Origin of the sequence: uncultured Marinococcus sp., assembly GCF_947493875.1 — a bacterium.
In the GTDB taxonomy this organism is placed as follows: Bacteria; Bacillota; Bacilli; order Bacillales; family Marinococcaceae; genus Marinococcus.
This window is the reverse complement of the sequence record NZ_CANLSU010000002.1, coordinates 405,012-428,172: the sequence shown is the minus strand read 5'-3', so window position 1 is coordinate 428,172 and position 23,161 is coordinate 405,012. Positions and strand designations below refer to the sequence as shown.

23 protein-coding genes and 1 tRNA gene are annotated in these 23,161 nt (G+C 42.6%); 7 read left to right on the top strand and 17 right to left on the bottom strand.

Features of this window, described 5'->3' with window-relative positions; genetic code table 11:
- Nucleotides 1-84: 84 nt before the first annotated feature.
- The 3 genes from Q0757_RS05045 to Q0757_RS05035 all read right to left on the bottom strand — a co-directional run bounded on the left by Q0757_RS05045 (nt 85) and on the right by Q0757_RS05035 (nt 1,464).
- Nucleotides 85-498 (bottom strand): DUF3942 family protein, encoded by a 414-nt coding sequence (locus Q0757_RS05045; RefSeq protein WP_022794115.1) that lies wholly within the window; start codon nt 496-498, stop codon nt 85-87.
- Between the two features lie 45 nt (nt 499-543).
- Nucleotides 544-1,161: a hypothetical protein gene (locus Q0757_RS05040; RefSeq protein WP_298785267.1), complete on the bottom strand. Its 618-nt coding sequence runs from the start codon at nt 1,159-1,161 to the stop codon at nt 544-546.
- An 87-nt stretch (nt 1,162-1,248) separates the two neighbouring features.
- On the bottom strand, nt 1,249-1,464 hold the full coding sequence (locus Q0757_RS05035; protein WP_298785266.1) for a hypothetical protein: 216 nt from the start codon (nt 1,462-1,464) through the stop codon (nt 1,249-1,251).
- Between the two features lie 442 nt (nt 1,465-1,906).
- Here Q0757_RS05035 and Q0757_RS05030 point away from each other — a divergent pair, with 442 nt between their 5' ends.
- Entirely contained in the window at nt 1,907-2,071 is a 165-nt protein-coding gene (locus tag Q0757_RS05030) for a hypothetical protein (protein WP_298785265.1), read from the top strand.
- 523 nt (nt 2,072-2,594) lie between these two features.
- Here Q0757_RS05030 and Q0757_RS05025 read toward each other — a convergent pair.
- A complete protein-coding gene (locus Q0757_RS05025) occupies nt 2,595-3,617 on the bottom strand; it encodes an SIR2 family protein (RefSeq protein ID WP_298785264.1) in 1,023 nt (340 codons plus the stop codon).
- A gap of 480 nt (nt 3,618-4,097) precedes the next feature.
- Here Q0757_RS05025 and Q0757_RS05020 point away from each other — a divergent pair, with 480 nt between their 5' ends.
- Both Q0757_RS05020 and Q0757_RS05015 read left to right on the top strand, forming a co-directional pair.
- Nucleotides 4,098-5,153, top strand: a complete 1,056-nt coding sequence (locus Q0757_RS05020) for an LPO_1073/Vpar_1526 family protein (protein WP_298785263.1) — start codon at nt 4,098-4,100, stop codon at nt 5,151-5,153.
- A gap of 48 nt (nt 5,154-5,201) precedes the next feature.
- Complete coding sequence (locus Q0757_RS05015) at nt 5,202-6,503, top strand: hypothetical protein (protein WP_298785262.1); 1,302 nt, start codon at nt 5,202-5,204, stop codon at nt 6,501-6,503.
- 167 nt (nt 6,504-6,670) lie between these two features.
- On the opposite strand, the gene Q0757_RS05010 is transcribed toward Q0757_RS05015, so the two are convergent.
- The 3 genes from Q0757_RS05010 to yugI all read right to left on the bottom strand — a co-directional run bounded on the left by Q0757_RS05010 (nt 6,671) and on the right by yugI (nt 9,141).
- Nucleotides 6,671-6,745, bottom strand: a tRNA-Ala gene (locus tag Q0757_RS05010).
- Nucleotides 6,746-7,180: 435 nt separating this feature from the next.
- Nucleotides 7,181-8,539 (bottom strand): glucose-6-phosphate isomerase, encoded by a 1,359-nt coding sequence (locus tag Q0757_RS05005; RefSeq protein WP_298785261.1) that lies wholly within the window; start codon nt 8,537-8,539, stop codon nt 7,181-7,183.
- Nucleotides 8,540-8,709: 170 nt separating this feature from the next.
- Nucleotides 8,710-9,141, bottom strand: coding sequence for a S1 domain-containing post-transcriptional regulator GSP13 (yugI, locus tag Q0757_RS05000; RefSeq protein WP_079475578.1), 432 nt, complete (start codon nt 9,139-9,141; stop codon nt 8,710-8,712).
- Between the two features lie 150 nt (nt 9,142-9,291).
- Here yugI and Q0757_RS04995 point away from each other — a divergent pair, with 150 nt between their 5' ends.
- Complete coding sequence (locus Q0757_RS04995; protein WP_298785260.1) at nt 9,292-10,644, top strand: sodium-dependent transporter; 1,353 nt, start codon at nt 9,292-9,294, stop codon at nt 10,642-10,644.
- A gap of 26 nt (nt 10,645-10,670) precedes the next feature.
- Here the strand turns inward: Q0757_RS04995 and Q0757_RS04990 are convergent, their stop codons facing one another.
- The 3 genes from Q0757_RS04990 to Q0757_RS04980 form a co-directional block, all read right to left on the bottom strand.
- Nucleotides 10,671-12,104, bottom strand: coding sequence for a DUF2254 domain-containing protein (locus tag Q0757_RS04990; RefSeq protein WP_298785259.1), 1,434 nt, complete (start codon nt 12,102-12,104; stop codon nt 10,671-10,673).
- 144 nt (nt 12,105-12,248) lie between these two features.
- Nucleotides 12,249-13,427 carry an aminotransferase gene (locus tag Q0757_RS04985; RefSeq protein ID WP_298785258.1) on the bottom strand — a complete coding sequence of 393 codons (1,179 nt, stop codon included), beginning with the start codon at nt 13,425-13,427 and terminating at the stop codon, nt 12,249-12,251.
- Entirely contained in the window at nt 13,424-13,918 is a 495-nt protein-coding gene (locus Q0757_RS04980; RefSeq protein WP_298785257.1) for an Lrp/AsnC family transcriptional regulator, read from the bottom strand. The genes Q0757_RS04985 and Q0757_RS04980 overlap by 4 nt, the downstream gene beginning before the upstream one ends.
- Before the next feature lie 240 nt (nt 13,919-14,158).
- Between Q0757_RS04980 and Q0757_RS04975 the strand changes: the two genes are divergently transcribed.
- Nucleotides 14,159-14,782, top strand: a complete 624-nt coding sequence (locus Q0757_RS04975) for an isochorismatase family cysteine hydrolase (RefSeq protein ID WP_298785256.1) — start codon at nt 14,159-14,161, stop codon at nt 14,780-14,782.
- A gap of 111 nt (nt 14,783-14,893) precedes the next feature.
- Here the strand turns inward: Q0757_RS04975 and Q0757_RS04970 are convergent, their stop codons facing one another.
- From Q0757_RS04970 to Q0757_RS04955, 4 genes are all read right to left on the bottom strand, one after another.
- Nucleotides 14,894-15,370 carry an S-ribosylhomocysteine lyase gene (locus Q0757_RS04970; RefSeq protein WP_298785255.1) on the bottom strand — a complete coding sequence of 159 codons (477 nt, stop codon included), beginning with the start codon at nt 15,368-15,370 and terminating at the stop codon, nt 14,894-14,896.
- 125 nt (nt 15,371-15,495) lie between these two features.
- The gene (dctP, locus tag Q0757_RS04965; protein WP_298785253.1) at nt 15,496-16,566 is read right to left on the bottom strand and encodes a TRAP transporter substrate-binding protein DctP; all 1,071 of its coding nucleotides are present in this window, start codon (nt 16,564-16,566) and stop codon (nt 15,496-15,498) included.
- Between the two features lie 89 nt (nt 16,567-16,655).
- Complete coding sequence (locus tag Q0757_RS04960) at nt 16,656-17,930, bottom strand: TRAP transporter large permease (protein ID WP_298785252.1); 1,275 nt, start codon at nt 17,928-17,930, stop codon at nt 16,656-16,658.
- Between the two features lie 28 nt (nt 17,931-17,958).
- Nucleotides 17,959-18,501 (bottom strand): TRAP transporter small permease, encoded by a 543-nt coding sequence (locus Q0757_RS04955; protein ID WP_298785251.1) that lies wholly within the window; start codon nt 18,499-18,501, stop codon nt 17,959-17,961.
- 438 nt (nt 18,502-18,939) lie between these two features.
- Between Q0757_RS04955 and Q0757_RS04950 the strand changes: the two genes are divergently transcribed.
- Nucleotides 18,940-19,419: a divergent PAP2 family protein gene (locus Q0757_RS04950; protein WP_298785250.1), complete on the top strand. Its 480-nt coding sequence runs from the start codon at nt 18,940-18,942 to the stop codon at nt 19,417-19,419.
- 88 nt (nt 19,420-19,507) lie between these two features.
- On the opposite strand, the gene Q0757_RS04945 is transcribed toward Q0757_RS04950, so the two are convergent.
- A complete protein-coding gene (locus tag Q0757_RS04945) occupies nt 19,508-20,725 on the bottom strand; it encodes an NAD(P)/FAD-dependent oxidoreductase (RefSeq protein ID WP_298785249.1) in 1,218 nt (405 codons plus the stop codon).
- A 372-nt stretch (nt 20,726-21,097) separates the two neighbouring features.
- On the opposite strand from Q0757_RS04945, the gene Q0757_RS04940 reads away from it, so the two are divergent.
- Nucleotides 21,098-22,087 (top strand): NAD(P)/FAD-dependent oxidoreductase, encoded by a 990-nt coding sequence (locus tag Q0757_RS04940; protein ID WP_298785248.1) that lies wholly within the window; start codon nt 21,098-21,100, stop codon nt 22,085-22,087.
- Nucleotides 22,088-22,123: 36 nt separating this feature from the next.
- On the opposite strand, the gene Q0757_RS04935 is transcribed toward Q0757_RS04940, so the two are convergent.
- A complete protein-coding gene (locus Q0757_RS04935; RefSeq protein WP_298785247.1) occupies nt 22,124-22,594 on the bottom strand; it encodes a hypothetical protein in 471 nt (156 codons plus the stop codon).
- A gap of 109 nt (nt 22,595-22,703) precedes the next feature.
- Nucleotides 22,704-23,057, bottom strand: a complete 354-nt coding sequence (locus tag Q0757_RS04930) for an iron-sulfur cluster assembly accessory protein (RefSeq protein ID WP_022794136.1) — start codon at nt 23,055-23,057, stop codon at nt 22,704-22,706.
- Nucleotides 23,058-23,161 lie beyond the last annotated feature (104 nt).

The window sequence follows — 23,161 nt, the reverse complement described above, 5'->3', positions numbered from 1 at the left end:
TGACGCTCCTGGCATTTATTCAACCGCCGCGACTTCGTTTGTCAAAAAAATTTCCCAATAAAAAATGCCCTCCGGGAGAGGGCATCAGTAAATATTACTTAAGTCGAGAGAATCCCCGAATGTCTGGATCAGATACCGGCGGATTAAATCACGGCTGAAGGGGGTTTCATCTGCTTCACTGCGGGCTTCATCGTCTTTGGCGATAATATGGTCTATATGGGCTTTACTGCCATTCACCTTTTGAATAATAGTGATACGGTGGGAAGGAATATGCTTCAGCTCAAAAGTGAGCTTTCGCTTGTTGATTTTAATATAGCTTTCATGAAAGCCCGCTTCAATATGAAACTTGCGGTCGTTTATATTTTTAAATTCCTCTTCAAGGTCCATGAAATAATACATGATTTCCCTCGCCGTAGATTCGATCAGCTGCTGCTCGGGCTGGGCATCAATATTTAAATATTTGCGTGTTTTGGTGGCGAAGGTATTTTCAAAGCTCATTATGTTATCCCCTTTCATTCGCATATTAATGTATTCTTTGCCGTATCACATTCCAGGCCTGAAGACCTTCACCTTCGTCTGGACCCTTGCATTAACCGCTTCGGGAAATGCCTCTGCTGCCCTCCGGATAAACCATCCGGCAGATTCCCGGACGTGGTCCGGGGTAATTGTTTTTTTATCGAGCTTCTCATCCAGCTTTTTTCGGAAGTCGGTGACTTCTTCTTTATCTTCACCAAAATAAGCGTGATTGACCTCAGGCACCCGGCGGTCGAATGTATAAGGGTTAAACTGTCGGTCTCCTTCATCTGTCCCGACATAGCAGAATGCCACCTGTGGGTTCCCGTTTTCGTCAAACTGCATAATCGCAGCAGTCATATTTAAGCCAAGCTCGCTTTTTACAGACATACTTTCGTCATAAACTAACTGCATTTTTTTATCAATCGGTTGTGCTTTATGTTTTTCAAGCGTCTCTACAAGCCGGGCCCGGTGGGTGTCTGTGGCCACACCACTCACAGCCAGCAGTGCATTTCCGGCGTCAAATATCTTCTGCGCCTTTTCATCCGCCGGTCCGTCCTCAAGACTTGCCCCCTTCGAATCCGTGGCAATCATCACAAAAGGATGCCCCTTGGGTGGAACAGCGCTTAATAATAGTCCGGCAGTCATACTTTCACCTCTTCTAACATTCCTTGTACCTATTGGTAATTACCCTCTGAGCGCATGGGCAAACGTTCCCTGAAAGCATCGCCGTTTTTATTTTTCTGGAAAATCGGCTTTGAATTTTTCGTGGCAAACCCTCCAAAACTCTTCGATACTCAATGTGTCAGCGTTAAATTGGGTACTTCTTCTGCCAGCTTCAGGAAAAATCGATACAGTTACTATTTTCGGTTCACACTGATATAAGTACGAAATACGGCTCCAGCAGTTAAAGGTCTGGCTGAAAACTAATTCACTGGCAGTATAACTCATGGAATTCTCCTTTCCTTTCATTCTTTCTATTATTTTATCTATTGGATATGTACCTTTATCTTACCCAATAATCAGCAGCTTCCGGCTGTTTTTTCGCTCTCTTTCCAAAACAGTACTTCTTTCACATACTCATCAGTCGTAGGCTCCTGGAAAATATCCTAAATCTGGGCGCAGGAATTTGCGCAATAACCTGTCAGCTGCGCCGCTTTTACTGCTACACCGCCTTTCCCCTCATAATTTACTAATTGCATTTATGAACAATTTAAGGGGAAGGACTGAAAAAAACGCCCTGCTCCTGCAGCACGTTCTTTTATATCCTCCGAAGAATATGCACCAAGGCCCAAAGAATCATTTCTTCTTATTTAACAAATTTTTCTTACAATTGAAGTTATAACCCATGGAGGGGCGGGAAAACCATTACAAAAAGCGACGTGAATAATCAATGTTAATGGTGAAATGTCCGGAATGCGGGCACGAAAACACAGCTTCAATTCAAATGCCCCCGGAAACGCTGGGCACTGATGCCAACGTTACCGGAAACGAACAGCCATGCGAAAACTGTCATGCATCGATTCCGTTGTCCAACGAAAATCTCTATTATAAATAGGCCGAGACTGTCAGCCTAAACACATACCGCCGAAACAAAGAACGACGCCGGGCCGAGGATAGTCCCTCAAACCGGCGTCGTTGGCGTAGTATGTATCTTGGAATGAATATATAATACCTCACCTGGTTTTAATCGGCAAGTTTTGTAACTAAAAAAAGTACATATACTTACTAATACAAAAACGACACCGAAGGAGAAGTAATTCTCAAACCAGTGTCGTTGACGTAATATGTATGGTGGAGCCTAGCGGGATCGAACCGCTGACCTCTTGGCTGCCAGCCAAGCGCTCTTCCGATTTAATTAACACAGTTTGAGCACCAAAAACCACTTATATCCAAATAATAATAGAATATCCTTTATATTAAAATAATTAAACTAATGCTCTTTTCAAATATTAAAAGCGTAAACTATCAATAAATACTATTTTAAAATAACTATTATTTTTTCTTTTATACCTGTATTATTTAAAAGAAAGAATATATTAATACAGTAAAAAAGTTAAGTTTATTGGATGATTTGTATTTTACATATTCATAAAAACACTATGAACTCTTTCCAAATGATTAAAATTTAATTTATTTTTTTCAAACTTATATTCGCCCGATTCTTTGAGGTCTTTAAGATAATCAATAATATTACCATTCTTGAATCTAAAATAATTGAAATCTATAAATTCTTTATACCTTTGCTCTATCTCCTTTTCTTTTGAATTATCTAAAGTAATAACATCTATTGATTTCAAGTGTTCAGATTTTGACATAGCAGATTTCAAAAAATATTTAATGTATGAATCAGAGACGGGTAGAGAGTATCCAATAAAACGAATATGATTTGCGTCTTTAATATTTCTCCAAGCTACTTGCCAAGTATCTTTTAACCCGTGGTTAGTATTTTTATTCCAAGTCGGAGGAATAATGCTGTTATCACTAACACATCCGTGGAGTTTTGAAAGCTTCTCGCTAGAACCATTGATTAATGAATTTAGATCGTTTACAGTTTCATAACGTTCTTCTATATAGTCTATTACATTTTCTATAACTCTATCATAGTTAAGCGTGACTATAGAATACTCAGTGCTATTAGAATTAGATGCTTTCCAAAAAAAGTTTTTCTCTTGCTTTTCGACTTCTAAATTAAATAAATTTGCAACAAAATGCCTATACAATGGTGTGAAGCTACTATTGCCTAATATAAATTGCTCCCAATTAGCTACTAATTTCATTTCCGAACTAATATCATCTTTGGGAGTGTAATAAACAATAACGTCCTTAATAAACTTTCTGAATTTGTCTGAATTGCTTTCTCCGTTAAGATAATCATTCATTTCTAATATTGATAATATTTCTTCAATATTATATAAATCAGCCTGAAAAAAGTTTTTAATTTTGCTCATATCATCCAACAATTCAAATATGCTTTCAAAATGGCTGTACTTCTCTTTATCTTCAAAATACATATCTTTTGCTTTAATAATAAAATTTGACATTACAGGCAGGTTGAGCGGGGCTGAAAACCCAGCCCCCAAAATGTATACCACTTTTTCCATAGATAACTACCTCTTTCATAATTTAAATATTTTAAAAATTTTTCTTAAGAATGAACCAATTATTACTACTTAAAAAATTAAATGTGATCAACTTTTTTATTAAATTTTTAATAATTTAAATAATCAAACAACTAGGAAAAGAGGAAAACTTTACTCAAGATTAATGTGTTAATTATTTTAAAACTCTGTTAATAAGAACATGGATTTAAATGTTATTATTGGTTTATATAGTCATAGGTAGAATAAATTATAACATGACTTAACATTATAAGGCGTTAGGAGGGTAAAAATATTAATTGGATAATAGAAAATAGTAATTGGATTTTTAGTGGAATTGGTCTATTTATTATAAGTGGAATTATAACGTTATTATATCCTAACAAAAAAAGAGGAAAAAGTTTCAATCAAATATCAGGGGATAATTCAACCAATATTCAAGGCGAAAATATCAAAGTGAAAAAATATAAGGGGCGCAAATAATTGTTTAGTAATGATAAATACAACCAAAAAAGCGGAGACAATTCAACTAATATTCAAGCAGAAAGATTAGAGTATACTGGATTATCCTACAAAGATGCCAAAGATATTGCCTTAGATGTTTTTGAAGATAATTTCTATAGATTAAGCGAAACTGCAAATGAAACAGCTAAAAATAGAGCCGTAGAAATTGTTGAAACTTATTTAAATGAATTGAAAAAAGAAGACATTAAAGCTTTAAATCAAATACAAAATCCAGACGTTCAATATAACTTATATAATATTCAAATGGCATACGCTAGATCAGGGGATAAAGATTTAGGCGATTTATTAGTAGAATTATTAGTCGATAGAACAAAAACTGACAGTCGAAATTTAAAACAAATTTCGCTTAACGAAGCTATTACAGTGTTGCCTAAAATTGATAAAAGACAAATCGATTTACTAACAATTATGTTTGTAATTAATCAAATTACTTTTAAGACAATTACTTCTAAAGAAATGTTATCAAAACTATTCAGTGAATATATTGACGCCTTTTTGCCATTAGAAATCCCTACAGAAAATCATTTTCTCCATTTGCAATATGCTAATTGTATAATAGTAGGAGGAGCGTCTGTAAGTCTTTATAAAGTATTTAGCTCAAAATTCCGAGGCTTCTTTCAAAACGGTATTGAATTAAGCGAATTTAGTTCAAAAACAAAATCTTTAACAAATGAGCAAAAAAAAGAATTATTTGTTAAATGTCTCAACGACGATGCTCGATACCAAATAAATGCATTAAATAAACAAGAATTAGAAGAAAAATTCACTAAACTTGGAGTTTCTAAACAAACGTCAAATGAGCTAAATGCTTTTTTTGAATCTAACAACATGGATGAATCCACTTTCTATCAAACAATCAAAAAAAAATATACAGACTTCACTCGATTAGATGAATTATGGAGTTCTACTCTTGCAACATATTCTGTGCTAACTCCTGTAGGGAAAACTATAGCTCATGCCAACTTAAAACAAAATAGTAATTTTAATGCTGATTTGAAAATATGGTTAGATTGATTTTTTATTTTGAAAGAAAATAAATATAGTTGGTAGAAAGGAAATTTTATGAGTAATTTATCGATAGATGATTTGTATGAGAGAATATATCATTCTAATACTAAAAAATACTTTCAAGAAGTTTACCAGTCTTACGTGAACAAAAGCTATAGATCGGCTACTGTTATGCTTTATACGATAGTAATTAGTGACTTAGTCTACAAATTAAAAGAACTTAAAGAATTATACGCAGATGAGAAAGCAATAGCAATTTTAACGGAAATACAAGATATGATGGTTAAACATGCAAGGTCACCGGAATGGGAGACAAAACTCGTAGAAAGTGTCGAGCAAAAAACTAATCTACTTGAAATTCATGATAAAGAAAATATAGATCATTTAAAACATCAAAGACATTTGTGCGCTCATCCTGTACTTACAGAAGTCGACTTATTGTATAATCCCAATAAAGATCAAGTGAAAGCACATATGAGAAATATGCTTGAAGGAGTTCTTATTAAACCGTCTATCCTATCGAATGAGCTTACACAAAATTTTGTTATGGATATTTCGAAAGTAAAGGATATATTGGTTAAAGACGAAGCATTAGAAAGATATATCGACAATAAATATTTTCAATTAATCGGACCTCAACTTTTTAGACTCCTTTTCAAGAACTTATGGAAATTTGTTTTTAAATTAAGAAACGAAGAATGCAATGAAAATAGGGAAGTGAACTTTAGAGTTATACAGATTATGCTAAAAAAGGAAAAACAGCATCTGTTAGATTATATATCGTCTGAGAGTAAAAGCTTTAGTAGTATTTCTGAGTCAAAAGAATTGTTAAGCTACACTATTAAGATTTGTTCTCTTTACAATATATATCCTCGTTTACAACAACATGCTCAAGAGTTAATCAAAGCCGAAACAAATAATGATTTATCTTTTTATGTAAGAACCACTTTCTTAGCTTCATCTTATATAATACATCTCAAAAGTATTCAAGATAAGATTATAGAAGACCATTTTGGCTATAATAAAGAATTGGAAAAAGAAGATATAGAGTTTTTACATTATAAAGCCTCTGAGTATGATAGTTTTAATGATTTTCTTGACTTCTTAATATATTTATTTTCTAAAAGCCAAAATTTTGATGCAGCAGATTATAGGTTCAACCAATATATAAGCCCTTATTTAGATTACTTTAATGAAAGCCAATTTAAAATGTTGGTAAACAGCATAAATCAAAATTCTCAATTGAGTGGTCGAAGAAAGGCTGTAGAAGATAATAACAGAATAAAAACTTTTGCAGATGTAAAATTGGATCAAGACTTTAAATATGAAGAATATGATAATTTCAAACTAACTTAGATAATATTAGAAATGCTACTAGCTTCCTTGTTTTGCCAAAATTTATAGAAGAGGTGCTAATAGAGGGAAAAAGAAATTAAAAATAAACAAAAGGTAATAATATCAATCATTAAAATAAAAAACTCAAGCCTCTCATAAAAGACTTGAGTAATAATTATAATTTAATATGGTGGAGCTAGTGGGATTCGAACCCACGACCTCTTGACTGCCAGTCAAGCGTTCTCCCTCTGAACTATAGCCCCTTGAGCTAATGCCACAAGTTTTTAAATGCTAATTAAAAAACAAGGACATAATATTTAAATACTAATTAGGGCAGATACAAACATAAAATTCTTGTGAAAATATTGTTTTTAGTAGATGTTTTTCCATCTAGGAGACAAAGCCCTAATTAGAATTTAATTTTTGAGTAATTATTCACTAAAAAGCGAAATGGAAGTGTTGATAATTGGTTTATTTATTTGATTAAACCAAACTTCATGCTCGGATTTAAAGCAATGGTAGTGCTTTAGTCTCAAGCGCTCTCCCGGCTGAGCTAAGGCCCCATGTTTTTGCCGGTAAAATATCAGCCGACAAAAAACATTGTACCTTGTCTGCCTCTGTCTGACAAGTCCTTTTTTCACGTTTTTGTGCAGATCCGGTAAAAACCCAGCCTGCCTATCGGCAGGCTGCTTTTCTGCTTACTCTTCATTCAGGCGCGTTTCAAGCGCTGTCTGGCGCTCTTCAAATCCTGGTTTGCCAAGAAGTGCAAACATGTTCTTTTTATAAGCTTCCACGCCCGGCTGATCAAATGGATTGACGCCGAGCATATAGCCACTCACGGCGCATGCCTTTTCAAAGAAATAAACGAGGTATCCAAAGTAATATTCGTTCCATTCGGGAATATCAATAATAATATTTGGTACGCCTCCGTCCGTATGCGCGAGAAGCGTTCCTTCAAACGCCTTCTCGTTGACAAAGCCCATCGTTTCACCGGAAAGATAATTTAAGCCGTCCAGGTCATCCTCGGTGTTTTTCAATTCCAGAGTGCTCCCCGCATCCTGAATATGAAGCACTGTTTCGAGCAGATGACGCCGGCCTTCCTGGATATATTGCCCCATTGAATGTAAATCTGTGGAGAAATCGACTGCAGCCGGGAACAGCCCTTTGCCATCTTTGCCTTCGCTTTCCCCGTACAGCTGCTTCCACCATTCAGATACAAAGTGCATGTGCGGCTCATAGTTCACCAGCAGTTCAATGGCTTTCCCCTTCTGATACGCAGCGTAACGGATAGCAGCGTAACGGTAGGCTGAGTTTTCTTTTACGCTCTGCAGCTTTCCTGCCTCCATGGCAGCAGCTGCCCCGTCCATCATTTTTTCCACGTCCAGGCCTGCCGCTGCAATCGGCAGAAGGCCAACAGCTGTAAGAACGGAATAACGGCCTCCGACGTCATCTGGCACGACGAATGTTTCATAGCCCTTTTCATCAGCCAGCGTTTTTAAAGCACCCTTGCTTTTGTCTGTCGTAGCGTAAATCCTTGAAGCCGCTTCCTCTGCCCCGTATTTGTTCTCGAGCCAGTCCCGGAACACCCGGAACGCAAGAGCCGGTTCTGTTGTAGTTCCGGATTTTGAAATGACGTTCACTGATACGTCCTTGCCCTCCACCATTTCAAGCAGGTCATGCATGTAGCGCTGACTGATCTGGTGACCAGCGAAATAAATTTCCGGGCCGTTCCGTTTAGAGCCGTCGAGCTGGTTGCGAAACGAATGGCTCAAGCTGTCGATGGCCGCTTTGGCTCCGAGATAGGAACCCCCGATACCGATTACAATCAACACGTCCGAATCCTTTTTGATTTTTTCCGCTGCCTGCTGGATGCGCGAAAATTCCTCCTTGTCGTATGTATCCGGAAGATCTACCCACCCGAGATATTCTGAACCGGCACCGGTTTTTTCGTGAATCATGCGATGGGCCGTTTCCACCATTGGCTGCAGCTGCTCGATCTCATGCTCTGATATTTCCTGAGAAATATTTTTGCTGTTCACTTCAATTTGCTTTGCCATGCTATTACTGCCTCCCTTAAATATGTTTTATCTTTTCTCCGTCTCTATAGCCCTTCTCTATTATAAAGAAAAACCGAAGCGCCCGCAAAACGTTCTTCAAGTACCTGTACCCGTTCCCGCTGTATAAAAAAACCGCCGCTCGAAAGCGACGGTTCTAAAAACGGGAATGATTATTTCCGTACCCGCTTATTCAGATCTGCCTGAATTTCATTGGATTGCTTCAGCCAGTCTTTTAATTTATCTTCAAGAGTATTAAATCCCTGGGTGTCGTTATTGCTCTGCTGGGCTGGACGGCCGCTGCTTTTGCTTTGACGCGGTGCCTGGCTCTGCGGACGGCTTTCGCTTTTTTCCGGTGCCGGAAGAGTATCCCGGATAGAAAGAGAAATCTTTCCTGATTCCTGATCGACGGATTTGATTTTCACTTTAACTTCATCGCCTACTGACAGTGCTTCGTTAATATCCTTCACGTAGCCGTGGGCAATTTCAGAAATGTGAACCAATCCTTGTTTATTTCCGTCGAGCGCAACGAACGCGCCGAATGGTTTAATCCCCGTTACTTTCCCCTCGACGATTGCGCCTACTTCATATTGCTGTACTGACATTCAAACAACTCCTATAACTTTTTATTAACTTTCAAATTATAGCATTAATTTCGGAATTCGGCAATCGATAAACTCAAGGCCTGTTCTTGACAAAAGTCCCGTATGTTCGGTACTTTAAAGGAATAAATTAATTTTAAGGAGGAACCTACTATGAGCCAACCACGTGAACAGTGGGGGACGAGGCTTGGGTTCGTATTAGCAGCAGCCGGATCTGCCATTGGTCTGGGCGCTGTCTGGCGTCTGCCGTATGTCGCAGGAACCAGCGGCGGCGGGGCTTTTTTTCTGATCTTTGTTGCTTTTACGCTCATTCTCGGAACCGCTTTATTAATAGCAGAATTTGTAGTGGGGCGCCGCACCCAGAAGCCGCCGGTCCCCGCCTATAAAACGATTGCGCCGAATACTCCCTGGTTTTTCAACGGTATCATGGGCATGATTTGTGCTATTTTAATTTTATCTTTTTATTCCGTTGTCGGAGGATGGATTATTATTTACTTCGTCCGGAGCCTTGGAGGTCTTGCAAGTGAAGGGACGGATTACGGAGCTCTGTTTGGCTCGATTATTTCCAATCCGTGGGAAGTAGGCATCGCCCATCTTGCCTTTATGCTGATTACGATTCTTGTCGTGCAGGGCGGTGTGCGCAAAGGCATCGAACGGACGACCAACTGGATGATGCCTGCCCTGTTTATTCTATTTATTGTAATTGTCATCCGTTCGCTTACCCTTGAAGGAGCCGGCGAGGGAATTGCTTTCTTTTTGCAGCCGGACTTCAGTGCAGTCACAGGCACCACAATTCTATTCGCGCTCGGCCAGGCGTTTTTCTCGCTCAGCCTCGGTAACTCTGTAATGGCTACATACAGTTCCTACCTTCCGAAGGAAAAAAGCCTGATCAACTCAGCGTTTTCTATCGTCGTATTAACGATTATTATTTCGATGCTTTCCGGACTTGCCATTTTCCCGGGAGTGTTCGCTTTTGATATTCCGCCAGACGCCGGCCCGAATCTGATTTTCATTGTACTGCCGGCAGTATTTGAGCAGCTTGCACTTGGTTCGCTGTTCTTTACGCTGTTTATGCTCCTGCTTGTATTTGCCACGTTAACCTCGGCATTTTCACTGCTTGAGATTATCGTTTCCTCCGTGTCTTACAAACGTCCGGACAGCCGCGGACGTACTGCCTGGGTCGTCGGTATTCTGATTTTCATTCTTGGTATACCGTCGAACCTGTCGTACGGGCTGCTCTCTGACTGGCTTATTTTTGGCAACACCTTCTTTGATTCCATTGATATTCTGACAAGTAACTTCCTGCTTCCTCTCGGAGCACTAATCGTATCTCTGTTTCTTCCATTAAAAATTAAGAAAGCAGACCTGCGTGATGAAGTAATGAGGGGCTCCGTGATGGGAAATGGGGTATTCCTCCTATGGTTTACCATCATTCGCTACATCGCTCCTGTAGCAATTATCATCGTATTCATTAACTCTCTTATCGGTTTATTCACAGGATCCTAAAAAAAGCAGCCCGCGGGCTGCTTTTTTTAACCTTTATACTGGCGTTCCGGGATATGCTTTTCCTGAATAACACCGCGATCAATGAAATCGCGGACAAAGCTTTGAAACGATTCCTTGTCCTCCGAGTTCTCCGAAAGAGCTTCAATATTGTTCACGAATTTCAGCTGGTCATAATCGTATTTAAACTGGCCGGTAAACCCGCGGGCAATAACTTTCCCGTAATGCCAGCAGCAGTTTTTATCCTTTGTGTTTAACGCTTTTGATAAAATGACCAGTGCCTCAAGCAGACTGTTGGTAACAACAGGGTCATTTTCAGAATATGAGGCAATATGGCTGAAGGCGGAGTATACATAAAAGGAGAATTCCTCATTCTGCATAATCAGGCGCAGCGTTTCGTCTTCATCCGTTAAATACGGAGTGAATTTTGTCACCTTGGAAATCGAAAACAGCAGGTCCGTTAACTGGTAAATAGCATCCTGGGCGGTCATCGGCTCATCGTTTCCGATCGACTTGATCGCAATTTCGGTTAATTTCCGGATGCCGAATTCCAGGTCCTGCACTTCCGTTTTGCTGTGTCCCAAATACAAAAACTGGCGGAATTTCTGTTCATTGATCGCCATGTCCGCGCTGCTGTCCGTTTTCCAGTATTTAAATAGCGTAATTCCTTCCATCACGAAGTCGCCAACGCGACGCTCCATCTGAATAACAATCCCATCTTTTTTGGCTTCGCGTATCAGCTTACCGAAATCCACCACCTGCAGGAAGCCGGTCCGTTCACTGGCCACTACGTGGGCTTCGCCGTGTGTTTTTTCCCGGAAGACCCGGTTGGGATCCTGCGGGCGGTACGGCTCGAGATCGTACACGAGCGTATTTAAAATACGCAGCTGCGATTCTTCTTTCATGGAGTTCGTAATACTTGATACCTGCATCCATCTCGTTGCGTGGTTGATAAACAAAATAAAATTAATGACAGAAATAGAAGTCATAACCACACCGGAGATAGGAAAAATTACATATTCACTCATGCTTGAATCAAGAAAGAAAAACACAAACAACAGGAAAAAGAAACATAAATTAAAGATCCCGATCGAGTGCTGGGTTTTTCGGTCAGCAATAAAGTTAAAAAGCACTCTCGGGGTAAACTGGCCCGAGAAGCTCGTAAGCACGACAAGAATCGAGTTAAAAGTGAAAGCGTTCAAGGTGAGTACGCCGGAGAGCATCGTGCTGTACATCGTCTGCGCCAGGCTGTATTCCGTTGAAAATACCGGCAGCGAGTTGAACGCCGGCTGAAGGCCAAACTCTGCCCAGTAGGCCACCACGGAAAGTACGGCCGCGAGCATGATGTAGATAGCCGGAAGCACCCACAAGCTCGAGCGTATTTCATACCACTGCTGGCGGTAAGACATGCTCATCATCTGCCGGATTTTTTTCGGCAGCATGCGTCGAATAGCATTTTTCAATAAATTCATCCTCTCTATACGAATCAAAATACGTATGTAAATCCCTGTATCATTTTCCCTTATGTTTATGTTTTAAACTGAAGTCAGCATACTATAACTCTACATGAAAAAACCGGCAGAGAAAACCTGCCGGTCCGTGCTCTTTTATCCGTGCCGGTCCATGAAGCGTTTGAACCGATCCATCGCCTCTACAAGCGACTCCAGCGAAGTAGCATACGAGCAGCGGACATGCCCTTCTCCCCCTGCGCCAAAGACCGTTCCCGGAACCACAGCCACCTGCTCCTCTGTGAGAAACGTCTCGGCAAATGCTTCGGCATCCATGCCAAGCTTTTCAATCGAAGGAAACGCATAGAACGCGCCGAGCGGCGTATGGCATTCGAGCCCCATCTCCGCAAATGTCTTCACTAAATAGTTGCGGCGCTGTCTATAGCTTGCCACCATTTTCTCAACATCTGCACGCCCGTTTTTCAACGCTTCGAGCGCTCCAAACTGGGCGGAGGTAGACGCGCACATCATCGTATACTGGTGAATTTTGAGTACTGCAGCCATAATATCTTTCGGTCCGCACACATAGCCTACCCTCCACCCTGTCATTGCAAAGGCTTTTGAAAAGCCGGAGATCAGAATTGTACGCTCAAGCATGCCCGGAAATGCCGGCAGGCTTGCATGCTCATAATCGTAGCTGAGTTCTGCATAAATTTCATCCGATACAGCCAGCAGGTCATAGTCCTTAATGACCTTTACGACTGGCTCAAGCTCTTCTTTTGACATATGGGCTCCGGTCGGATTGTTCGGGTAAGAAAGAAGCACTGCTTTCGTTTTTGAAGTGATAAGGGCTTCAAGGTCTTCTGCATTGACTTTAAAGTCATGTTTTTTTGTTGTTTCAAGCGGTACGGGCACTCCTCCGGCCATAGTAATAATCGGCGCGTAGGAGACAAAGCAGGGCTCTGCGACAATAACTTCATCCCCCGGATTAATAATCGCCCGAAAAGCTGCATCAATGCCTTCACTTGCTCCCACAGTGATCACAATATCCGATTCCGGATGATACGAGACGCCAAAGGAGTTCTCGAGATAATATGAAACCGCCCTCCGAAGCTCAATCAATCCGGCGTTAGCCGTATAGGAGGTAAAGCCCCTCTCCATTGATACAATGCTCGCTTCCCTTACATTCCACGGAGTGACAAAATCCGGCTCCCCCACCCCGAGGGAAATGACGTTATCCATCGTAGACGCTAAATCAAAAAACCGGCGTATGCCTGAAGGCTTCAACTGCTGCACGGTTTGTGACAGTCTGTGCTGCTGTGTGGAGGAAGTATTCATGGCGAGACCATCATTCTGTGATCATCATCATCATCGCCAAATACCACTCCGTCGTGTTTGTATGTTTTCAGGCGGAAATGCGTCGTCGTGGAAATAACCGAATCAAGCGCCGATAGTTTACCAGAAACAAACGAAGCAATTTCAGACATCGTTTTTCCTTCGATGACCACCTGAAGGTCATACGTCCCAGATACCAAATACAAAGCTTTGACCTCCGGAAAACGATGTATTCGTTCCGCTACTTCATCAAAACCGACTCCCCGCTGTGGAGTGACTTTTACATCAATCATCGCCGTCACACCGTCATGGTTGTTGACCTTGCTCCAGTCCACCACAGTAGCGTATGTGACAATTACTTTGTTTTCTTCTAATTTTTTCAGCATCATTTCTACTTCTTCTTCTGTTTGATCTATTAGCTTGGCAATTGTTTTAATATCCATTCTGGCGTTCTGCTCCAATAAGTGCAGAATCTCCAATTCTTTTTCATTCAAGAATGGCAGCCCCTTTCTCTCTCTTCAAAATTACATCTCCTGTGTACTATTGTACACTAAGAGAGGACACCAAACGACATGTCCTTCTTTTTTATAATATTTTTTGGATGGTATATAAAACATTATCAAGCTTTCCACGGAAATTTTCAAATTGAATCGCTGCTTTAATGGCTGTTGATTACAAAAAAACCCTTTTAAAATTTATTCAAAAAAGGAATCAGTAAAAATGGAGGCGATAATATGGCATCAGAAAAACCCCATGTAAACCAACAGTCCAGTGTGGCTTTTGTAGTTCTGGATATGATAAATGATTTAGATTTTAAGGACAGTGACGAGTTACTACCACATGCCCTTGATGCAGCTGAAAATGTTAAAAACTTAAAAAAGCAGGCGAAAGAAAAGGATATCCCTGTTATTTATGTGAACGATAATTACGGACGCTGGCAGAGTAATTTCCCTGATCTCGTAGAATACTGCAGACGTGACGGCGTACCGGGCAAACCGGTAGTAGAAAAAATCCTTCCCGATGACGATGACTATTATATACTCAAGCCTCAGTTTTCCGGCTTTTTTGCCACTCCATTGGAATTACTGCTGAACTACCTGGGGGTTACGACAATTATATTCGCCGGTGTTGCCGGTAATATGTGCGTCCACTTTACAGTAAACGATGCTTATATGCGCGGGTATAAATTAATGGTTCCGCAGGACTGCACCGCATCAAACAGTATGGATGCCAATGAAGAAGCCATTAATTTGATGAATAAGGTACTTGGTGCCGACACCAGGGACAGCACTGACTACGATCTGGAAAAAATCATCCAGGAAGCCCAGGAGCTTCCGCAGCCGACTCATTCTTCATAAACACTTAAAGCTTCCGGGCTGCCCGGAAGCTTTTTTACATACTGGGCTTCAACTTACAGGGACCAAAACTAAAAGCATCCTCCCGGCCCAGCCGGAAGGATGCTTTAAAAATTATGCTTCAAATACACGTTCGAGTGAGGCTTTATCCTGGTTGAGCCAGCTGCGGAATACCTGCTTGGCGCCATCAAGATCATGAAGCTTCGCCTGGCCGCACTGCAGTTCAGTTGCTGCAGGTACTTCGGTAACTTCTACCCCGTCCTTCATCGTTTTCTCAAGAATATCGATGATCTCACTTACCGCCGGCTCCCCGTTCATAATCAGATAAAAGCCTGTCTGACAACCCATCGGTGAAAGGTCAATGACTTCAAAATGGTCGTAGTCTTCTGCATATTCACGAATATTTAAGGCAAGTAAATGCTCCATTGTATGAATCGTCGGTGGTTCAAGGTTATCCTCGTTTGGCTGGCAGAAACGAATATCAAATTTAGTGACGATACCGTCGCTTCCAACCTTCTGGACTCCTGCCTGACGCACGTACGGAGCAACTACTTTCGTATGATCGAGTTCAAAGCTTTCTACTTTTGCCATATCGTTACGTTCACCCCTTTATTATTTTCTTCTGTCTATTGTATCGTTTCCCGCTCATAATTCCAAATTAAACAATTGCGTCCAAAAAAACCCCGGCATCTTTCAGCCGGGGTTTTACAAATTTACTATTCTACTGTTTCGCCGGTAATTTCTTCAATTTCGTCTTCAAGAGTCGTCAGAATTTCTTCAGCGTCACCGCCGACTTCCTCTACATAGTAATCACGCATTGGCATAGTTACTTCCCGGAATTCCGCGCGCTGGTCTTCATTCAGTTCCACCTGTTCAATATCAGATTCACTGGTCATCGTCTCACGGGCCTGTTCATTCTGCTCGACCTGCTCGTCATACACCCAGTCCTGCATCTCTGTTACAGTCTCATCGAAGGTTTCTTTCAGATCATCCGGAAGCTCGTTATAGAACTGCGGATTCACTGTAGTCATCGCTACGTAAGAGTTTTGATTGGAAATCATTAAATGACTCTGCACCTCGTCATAGGATGAAGCTTCGATAAAGAACAGCGGATTTTCCTGACCGTCTACCGTACCGTTGTCAAGCGCAGTGTAAAGCTCTCCTGCACTCATCACCTGAGGATCCGCCCCGTATTCCCGGTATGTCTGCTGAAGCAGCGGCGAGTTCTGGGTTCTCATTTGAAAACCGTCGAAATCATCCGGAGACTCAATCGCTTTGTTTCCAGTCCACTGCATCGCCCCTTCACTCCAGAAGGAAAGTGGCATGATATCTTCTTCTTCGTATCTGGCAGCCAGGGTATCATTTAACGCCTCACTTTCATTCAACACCTGCTGTACGTCTTCCTGAGCATTTGGAAGCAAAAACTGCAGCGAGAAAACCTGGCCTTCCTCTACCATTGTTCCGGTAAAGCCTGGAGAAACAACGGCCATTTCGACTGCGCCCTGCTGGAGCTGCTCCACCTGGTCCACTTCACTGCCGAGGCCGCCGAACTCCACCGGCTCGATCGCCACCTGGCCGTCTGTTTTTTCATCCATCCGGCTCGCAAATTCCTGTGCATATTCATACTGCACCTGACCTTCGTTTTCCTCTGTTACAAAGGTCCATTCATATGTTTCTTCCCCATCGCCGCCACCGCTGCTTTCATCACTGCCACCGCCGCAGGCAGCCAGTACTGCTGCCGCAGAAAGAGTTGTCCCTGTCAACAAACCAAGCTTTCTCTTTTTCATGTATAATTCCCCCTTATAAGTAGTAACACGAATGATCGGGCTGTCGGAGAGGCGGCCATTCGCAGCCTCCTTCCTCATCCAGCCTCCTGTTAATTGTCAGGAAGTAAAAACGTTGAAATAGGCTCAAACGAGATAAGCAGCACGGCAATTACGAGCATCATTACAATAAATGGTGGTGTCCCACGGATTGTATCGAGATACGATCGATTAAATACCGCACTTGCTGTGAATATATCGACGCCAAATGGCGGCGTAGCTGAACCGAGCGCTGCCTGGAAGGTGATAATTACCCCTAAATGAACCGGGTCCACTCCTGCCTGGATTGCTGCCGGGTAGAAGATTGGGGTTAAAATGAGAATCACTACAATCGGATCCACAAACATACAGCCGATAAAGAAAAAGACGGAGACAATAATTAAAACATAAATCGCGCCCGGGTCCCCTCCGAGAAAGGTATCAGTAATCATTTGCGGAATACGGGCAAACTGTATGACCCATGCAAACACCTGGCCGCCGGCTACGAGCATAAAAACGGCCGACGTTACGAGTCCTGAAGACAGGGCGATGCTGAACATCTGCTTCAGCTTTACTGTACGGTAAATAATAACTTCCAATACAAAGGCATACACAACGGCCATTGCCGCTGCTTCTGTTGGAGTAAAAAGGCCGGAATAAATTCCCCCAATAATAATAACTGGAAATAAGAGAGGCAGGATTGCATCAAAGGTCATTTTCCCGCGCTCTTTCCAGGGAATTTTAGCTGCAAGCGGGATACTGTAAATTTTTGCGTGTATGTAGGCATAAAGAGTAAAAAAGGCAAATACGAGAAGGCCGGGCCCGATGCCCGCTATAAACATATCCCCAAGGGAAGTGCCGGAAATTAAAGAATACATAATCATTCCTATACTCGGCGGAATTAATAACGCCACGTCGCTTGCATTAATGATAAAAGCAATAGCTGTGGAGTCTTTGTAGCCTACCTTTAACAGCCGCTGCCTCATCGGTCCGCCGATCGCCACCACCGTAGCCTGGGTAGAGCCGGAAATCGAACCGAAAATGGTGCAGGCAGCAGCTGTGGTAATTGCATAACCGCCCCGGAGATGTCCGACAAAAGCGCCGATGAAATCAAGAAGCCGCTTTGACGTGTGGCCCTGTGACATAATGTCTGCTGCAAAGATAAACATTGGAACCGCCAGAAGTACATAGCTTGATATTCCCTCAAGCATCTGCTGCAGCATGATGAACGGATCAACGGCATCAAAGAAAAACAGCACTATCACCAGCGGAGCCAGGATCAATGGAACCATCATAGGAAAACCAAGTGCTAAAAAGATGACCATTATCGCAAGTAATGTAAAAAGCATAATTGTTTCCTCTCATTCTCCGAATATTTTATAGTTGGTTGGATTCTTTTGCTTCCTGCTCTGTATCGTAGTCTTTTCGCTCTGCTGCGATGTAGACGTCTTTATTTTTCACATTTACCCAGAAGTTCCGTAGAAACTGAACCCCTCCAAGCAGAAAGCCGATAGGCGCCCACACCACCATCCAAACATAGGAAATCCGGAGGTAGTTAGTGACCCTGTTCTGCGAGGCCAATACATAGTCGTAGGAGTAATATGCCAAAGCAAACAGCACTAATGCTGTAACGAGTGGAATAATAAGCGCCAGCGTTTTCCGGAACTTGTACGGTACATTATCAAATAATGCCGTCATACTGATATGCCTGCCCTGCCTGGCCACATAGCCGAGCCCGAGAAATGTCGCCATATAAATCGCAATCTGGCTGATTTCTTCTGCGAACGCCCAGCCGCCGAGACCGAGGTTCCTGCTGATGGTATTGCCTGCCACCATCACCGTTATTGTAATGATCGCAAGCGACAGCACCGCCTCTTCCGTGCGTTTGAGCCCTAAGTCAAGCCACTTTAATATTTTCAATTTTCAAACACCCATTTCTGCATTTTTTTCAATTTTTAAAAAATATTTGCTGGATTTGAGTTAGATGCAGACCTGACATTCTGCGGTAATATGTACGCATGGAAATTTTTTATAATAAGTTAGTGTAAGTATACTTAACATATATAATTGTTGCAAATGGTTTAGGTATATTTTATCCCTTCCATCCTATACATACTAGCACCTAATCCCCATTAATTCATGCTGACGCCTGCTTTAGCCCTGAAATCCTCCGTAGCAGCGATTTTTCTGGAATGAATCTATTTTTTAGTTTGTTCATCTTTTTCTGCTTTCTTCGAGCGATGGCACGACGAACCTGATGCCATGTGATAAAATATTGTTGCCTGTACTTATATTTATCATAATGTGGGCTGTTCCTTATCCTTACTAACTGCCAAAATTCAGAAAGGACGTTCGTGAATGGAATTACTGCAGAACTTCCCACTCTTAGTGGCATTATCTTCTATCTTATTAGCACAGGCGATTAAAATACCCCTTGGTTTCATTGCTGCCAAGACCTGGGACGCTTCACTCATCACAAGCACCGGCGGCATGCCAAGCTCCCACTCCGCAGCTGTCACCTCACTTTCTACAGCTATCGGTATTGAGCAGGGGTTTGATTCGAATCTTTTTGCCATCTGCATCGTTTTTGGCGTTATTGTAATGTTTGATGCTACCGGCGTCCGGAGGCACGCGGGCTATCATGCCACCGTATTGAATCAGCTGGTTAACGACTTCAACCGTCTCGTGACGGAAGCCCGGTCCTGGCAGCAAAAACGGGAGCCCGAAAAACGCCAGGAGCTGAAGGAGCTGCTCGGCCACCAGCCGATTGAAGTTATCTTCGGCGCTATCTTCGGGGTGGCTATAACGTTTGCGGCTCATGCGATTTTTATCGTGTGACCTGTCCTGGTTTGTATATTTCTGTACGCGAAAGAAGCCTCCGGCAAACTATGCCGGAGGCTTCTTCTGTGTTTAATCTGTAATCATTTTAGAACGGGCTTTGTCCTTTGCGAAGCAGGAAGCCAAAGCCGCCGAGAACCCATAATGCACGGTTTTCGATTACTTTTTTCATAAAGTAGGCGGGACGGCCGTAAAGCTTTTTCGAACCTACAACGCCAATCGCTTCTTTTCCACCGAGAGAAGCCACTGTACCTTTGATATCGGCTACAAATGCTTCTGTCGGACGTCCTTCCATCAATGCTTTGATGTTATCGGCAGCTGTTTCGCCCTGCTGGAGAGCGATTTGAGCTGTCGGCGGGAATGGACGATCGATTTCTGTATTGATGATCAGGGAACAGTCACCAATAATAAATTCGCGTTCGTGGCCGGGAGCACGCAGATCATCATCAACTTTCACACGGGCACGGTTGTTTTCAAAGCCGGACTCCTCGATAAGCGGGTTGCCGCGGACACCAGTTGCCCAGATTACTGTCGATGTTTTTACGGATTCCCCAGTATTCAGCTCGACGCTGTTTTCCGTTACTGCTTTGATCGGTGAATCCAGTTTGAATTCCACTCCGCGGTTTTCAAGTAAATTCATCGCATACTCCACAAGCTCCGGATCAAAGCCTGGAAGCGCTGTCGGCATCGCTTCGATAACGTACATTTTTACTTTATTGCGCGGTACATCGTACTCTTTGCAAAGCTTAGGCACGCGCTCACTCAGCTCGCCCATAAATTCCATACCGGTAAAGCCGGCGCCTGCTACAACGAACGTCAGGTCTTCTTCTTTTGCTTCGTCGCTGTGATAGCGGGCAAACATATATTCAATACGGTCTTTCATCTGGCGGGCGCCGTCCACGGTCCAGCGGTGGTAGGAGTTTTCATAAACGCCTTCGATACCGAACGTTTCAGAGATAGCCCCAACACCTACTATGATGTAGTCGTACTGCAGTTCACCGCCAGAAGCAAGCGTTACCTTCTTTTCTTCTGTAACGACCTTCGTAGCTTCGTCCTGCACGAAGTTAATTTTATTTAAATCAAGAATTTTACTGACTTTAATACGGGTGCGGTCATGGTGAAGCGTTCCTGCAGCCGGCTCATGCAGCCAGGTGGTCTGGTAATGATAATCGTGCCTGCTGACCAGCGTAATGTTTGCATTGTCTGTTCCTACTTCTTTTGCGAGCTTTGAAGCGGAAACGAGACCAGCATAGCCAGCGCCTAAAACAACAATATTTGTTTTTCCTGCCATGTCAATCACTTCCATTTTTTAGATTTTTGTCAAAAGCAGCTCATGTATGTGATTTATTTCACGTACACAACTATATCAAACCGCCTTTTCCTTAATAAAAAAGAAAAGTCCGCTTCGTTTTCTGCTTTTAACGCGTTGCTTTTTGTAAAAAAATAGACACAAACCCCGTACTTAATATTATGGGTTTTGCCATAATATTTCAACCTTTTTCCCGATTTTCACCTTTTTTCATCCCTTCTTCCTGAATGTGGAAGGGAAATACCCTTGGCACTGATTTTGCTTATGTTACAATGTAACTCTTGAAACAATTTCTCAATTGGTTTCTATTTTTCTCAATCAGTATTATAATGGATTGAAATTTGAAAAGATTCTTGGAGGTGTACCTTAGTGGTATTAGAGTCAGATATATATGATGTGACCATTATTGGCGGCGGCCCCACCGGTTTGTTTACCGCGTTTTACGGAGGGATGCGCCAGGCTAAAGTTAAAATTATTGAAAGCATGCCACAGCTCGGGGGACAGCTTGCTGCCCTTTATCCGGAAAAGTTTATATATGACGTTGCAGGGTTTCCAAAGGTCCGTGCCCAGGAGCTTGTGGATAATTTAATTGAACAGATGAACCCGTTTAACCCGGAGGTAGTGCTTGAACAAAGCGTAGAAAATGTCATCCGCAACGAAGACGACCTGATCGAGCTTCACACGGATAAAGGGGTCCATTACACCCGCACTATCATTATCACTGCCGGTGTAGGCGCCTTTCAGCCAAGGAAGCTTCAAATCGACGGCATGGAGCCATACGAAGAATCCAACCTTCACTATTTCGTTAACGACCTTCAGGCGTTTGCCGGTGAAAAAGTAACGATTCTCGGCGGCGGCGACTCGGCTGTCGACTGGGCGAACATGCTTGATCCGATTGCGGACGTCACTCTTGCCCACCGCCGGGATAAATTCCGCGCCCACGAACACAGCGTCGAACAGCTGAACCAGTCGAATGTGGATATTCTCACACCGTTTCAGGTCAAGGATGTTCTCGGAGACGGCGAACGGATTCAGCAGGTTGTGTTTGAAGAAGTGAAAGGCACTGCTGAACAGGTGGTCGACGTTGATTCCCTGATCGTCAACTACGGCTTCGTTTCTTCCCTGGGACCGATTAAAGAGTGGGGACTTGATATTCATAAAAATTCCATTGTTGTGAACACGAAAATGGAAACAAACATCCCGGGCGTATACGCAGCAGGAGACGTTACTTCCTACGACGGCAAGGTAAAATTAATTGCTACCGGCTTCGGGGAAGCTCCTACGGCAGTGAACAACGCGATGAATTATATTAATCCAAAGGCAAAGGTCCAGCCCGGACACAGCTCCCATATGTTTTAATAAAAAAAACGATCCGTACCCGGGATCGTTTTTTTGCTATTCAAAGCTGATCTCTTCGCCGGTCTCTTCCTGCACAGTGTCAGCGAAATTATTCTTTTCCTTTTCCGCCTGTTCAAGCACCGGATTGATATTTTCTCCAATCGACTGCTCCAGGTCTTCTGTACTCATTAGCTCTTCAGCAATAAACACATATTGGTTTGCATAAGAAACATGCGCGTCATACACTGCCTGCATGTCTTCGCCCTCCGGCACGCTGATTGCTTCAACGTTATCGTAGGCCGTGACGAAGATGTCTTCCTGCATGCTTTGCAGTTCTCCAGCTGCCCCCTCTTCTTCCTCCTCCACGGCGTTCACGGCTTCTGTAAGCTGTGTGTCCAGCTGTTCAAGCTCTGTGGCACTTTCATCCACTTCTTCTATGTACTGCTGTTCTTCTTCTGATAAGCTGCTTCCACAGCCTGTCAGCATCAGTATACCGAGCGTTCCTGTAAAGATCGTTCGTTTTTTCATAACCCTCTCCCTCCTGCCTTCCTATTCTACAAATTATGCCTGTCTGTGACCAGTAAAACATAAAAAAAGCAGCTGTACGCTGACAGCTGCTTTTTCCAACACTATTATTCTAGCATTTCTCCGGTGTGCCTTCTTTGGTTGCGGTCTTGAACGATGCGCCGCAGCCGCAGGAGGCGATGGCGTTCGGATTGTCGATCGTAAAGCCGCCGCCCATCATGTTTTCTTTAAAATCGATGTTTACGCCGTCAAGAACAGGAGCACTCTCACTGTCTACAACGATTGGAACACCTTTGATTTCAAGCACCTGGTCAGTTTCTTCTACTATGGAATCAAAGCCCATGCCGTAGGATAAGCCGGTGCATCCGCCGCCCTTTACGCCTACACGCATATATAGTGAACTGTCGCCTTCTTCTTCAATCATGTCCAGCACACGCTGTGCTGCTGCATCCGATAATACTAACATTAGTGTTTCCTCCTTTGTGTATCTGAGGCTCATTTATATTATAGACCCTTAGCCTCCGTTCTTCAAATATTCCCCTTTGTTTTTTTTGGCGGACGTTTTTGTGT

Coding starts and splice junctions, on each gene's coding strand:
- dctP (WP_298785253.1), bottom strand. CDS start 16,566: ATGAAAAAGAGAAAGCTTGGTTTGTTGACAGGGACAACTCTTTCTGCG.
- Q0757_RS05040 (WP_298785267.1), bottom strand. CDS start 1,161: ATGACTGCCGGACTATTATTAAGCGCTGTTCCACCCAAGGGGCATCCT.
- Q0757_RS04975 (WP_298785256.1), top strand. CDS start 14,159: ATGGCATCAGAAAAACCCCATGTAAACCAACAGTCCAGTGTGGCTTTT.
- Q0757_RS04945 (WP_298785249.1), bottom strand. CDS start 20,725: ATGGAAGTGATTGACATGGCAGGAAAAACAAATATTGTTGTTTTAGGC.
- Q0757_RS04960 (WP_298785252.1), bottom strand. CDS start 17,930: ATGCTTTTTACATTACTTGCGATAATGGTCATCTTTTTAGCACTTGGT.
- Q0757_RS05045 (WP_022794115.1), bottom strand. CDS start 498: ATGAGCTTTGAAAATACCTTCGCCACCAAAACACGCAAATATTTAAAT.
- yugI (WP_079475578.1), bottom strand. CDS start 9,141: ATGTCAGTACAGCAATATGAAGTAGGCGCAATCGTCGAGGGGAAAGTA.
- Q0757_RS05005 (WP_298785261.1), bottom strand. CDS start 8,539: ATGGCAAAGCAAATTGAAGTGAACAGCAAAAATATTTCTCAGGAAATA.
- Q0757_RS04935 (WP_298785247.1), bottom strand. CDS start 22,594: ATGAAAAAACGAACGATCTTTACAGGAACGCTCGGTATACTGATGCTG.
- Q0757_RS05025 (WP_298785264.1), bottom strand. CDS start 3,617: ATGGAAAAAGTGGTATACATTTTGGGGGCTGGGTTTTCAGCCCCGCTC.
- Q0757_RS05030 (WP_298785265.1), top strand. CDS start 1,907: ATGTTAATGGTGAAATGTCCGGAATGCGGGCACGAAAACACAGCTTCA.
- Q0757_RS04985 (WP_298785258.1), bottom strand. CDS start 13,427: ATGAATACTTCCTCCACACAGCAGCACAGACTGTCACAAACCGTGCAG.
- Q0757_RS04995 (WP_298785260.1), top strand. CDS start 9,292: ATGAGCCAACCACGTGAACAGTGGGGGACGAGGCTTGGGTTCGTATTA.
- Q0757_RS04970 (WP_298785255.1), bottom strand. CDS start 15,370: ATGGCAAAAGTAGAAAGCTTTGAACTCGATCATACGAAAGTAGTTGCT.
- Q0757_RS04950 (WP_298785250.1), top strand. CDS start 18,940: ATGGAATTACTGCAGAACTTCCCACTCTTAGTGGCATTATCTTCTATC.
- Q0757_RS05015 (WP_298785262.1), top strand. CDS start 5,202: ATGAGTAATTTATCGATAGATGATTTGTATGAGAGAATATATCATTCT.
- Q0757_RS05035 (WP_298785266.1), bottom strand. CDS start 1,464: ATGAGTTATACTGCCAGTGAATTAGTTTTCAGCCAGACCTTTAACTGC.
- Q0757_RS04930 (WP_022794136.1), bottom strand. CDS start 23,057: ATGTTAGTATTATCGGATGCAGCAGCACAGCGTGTGCTGGACATGATT.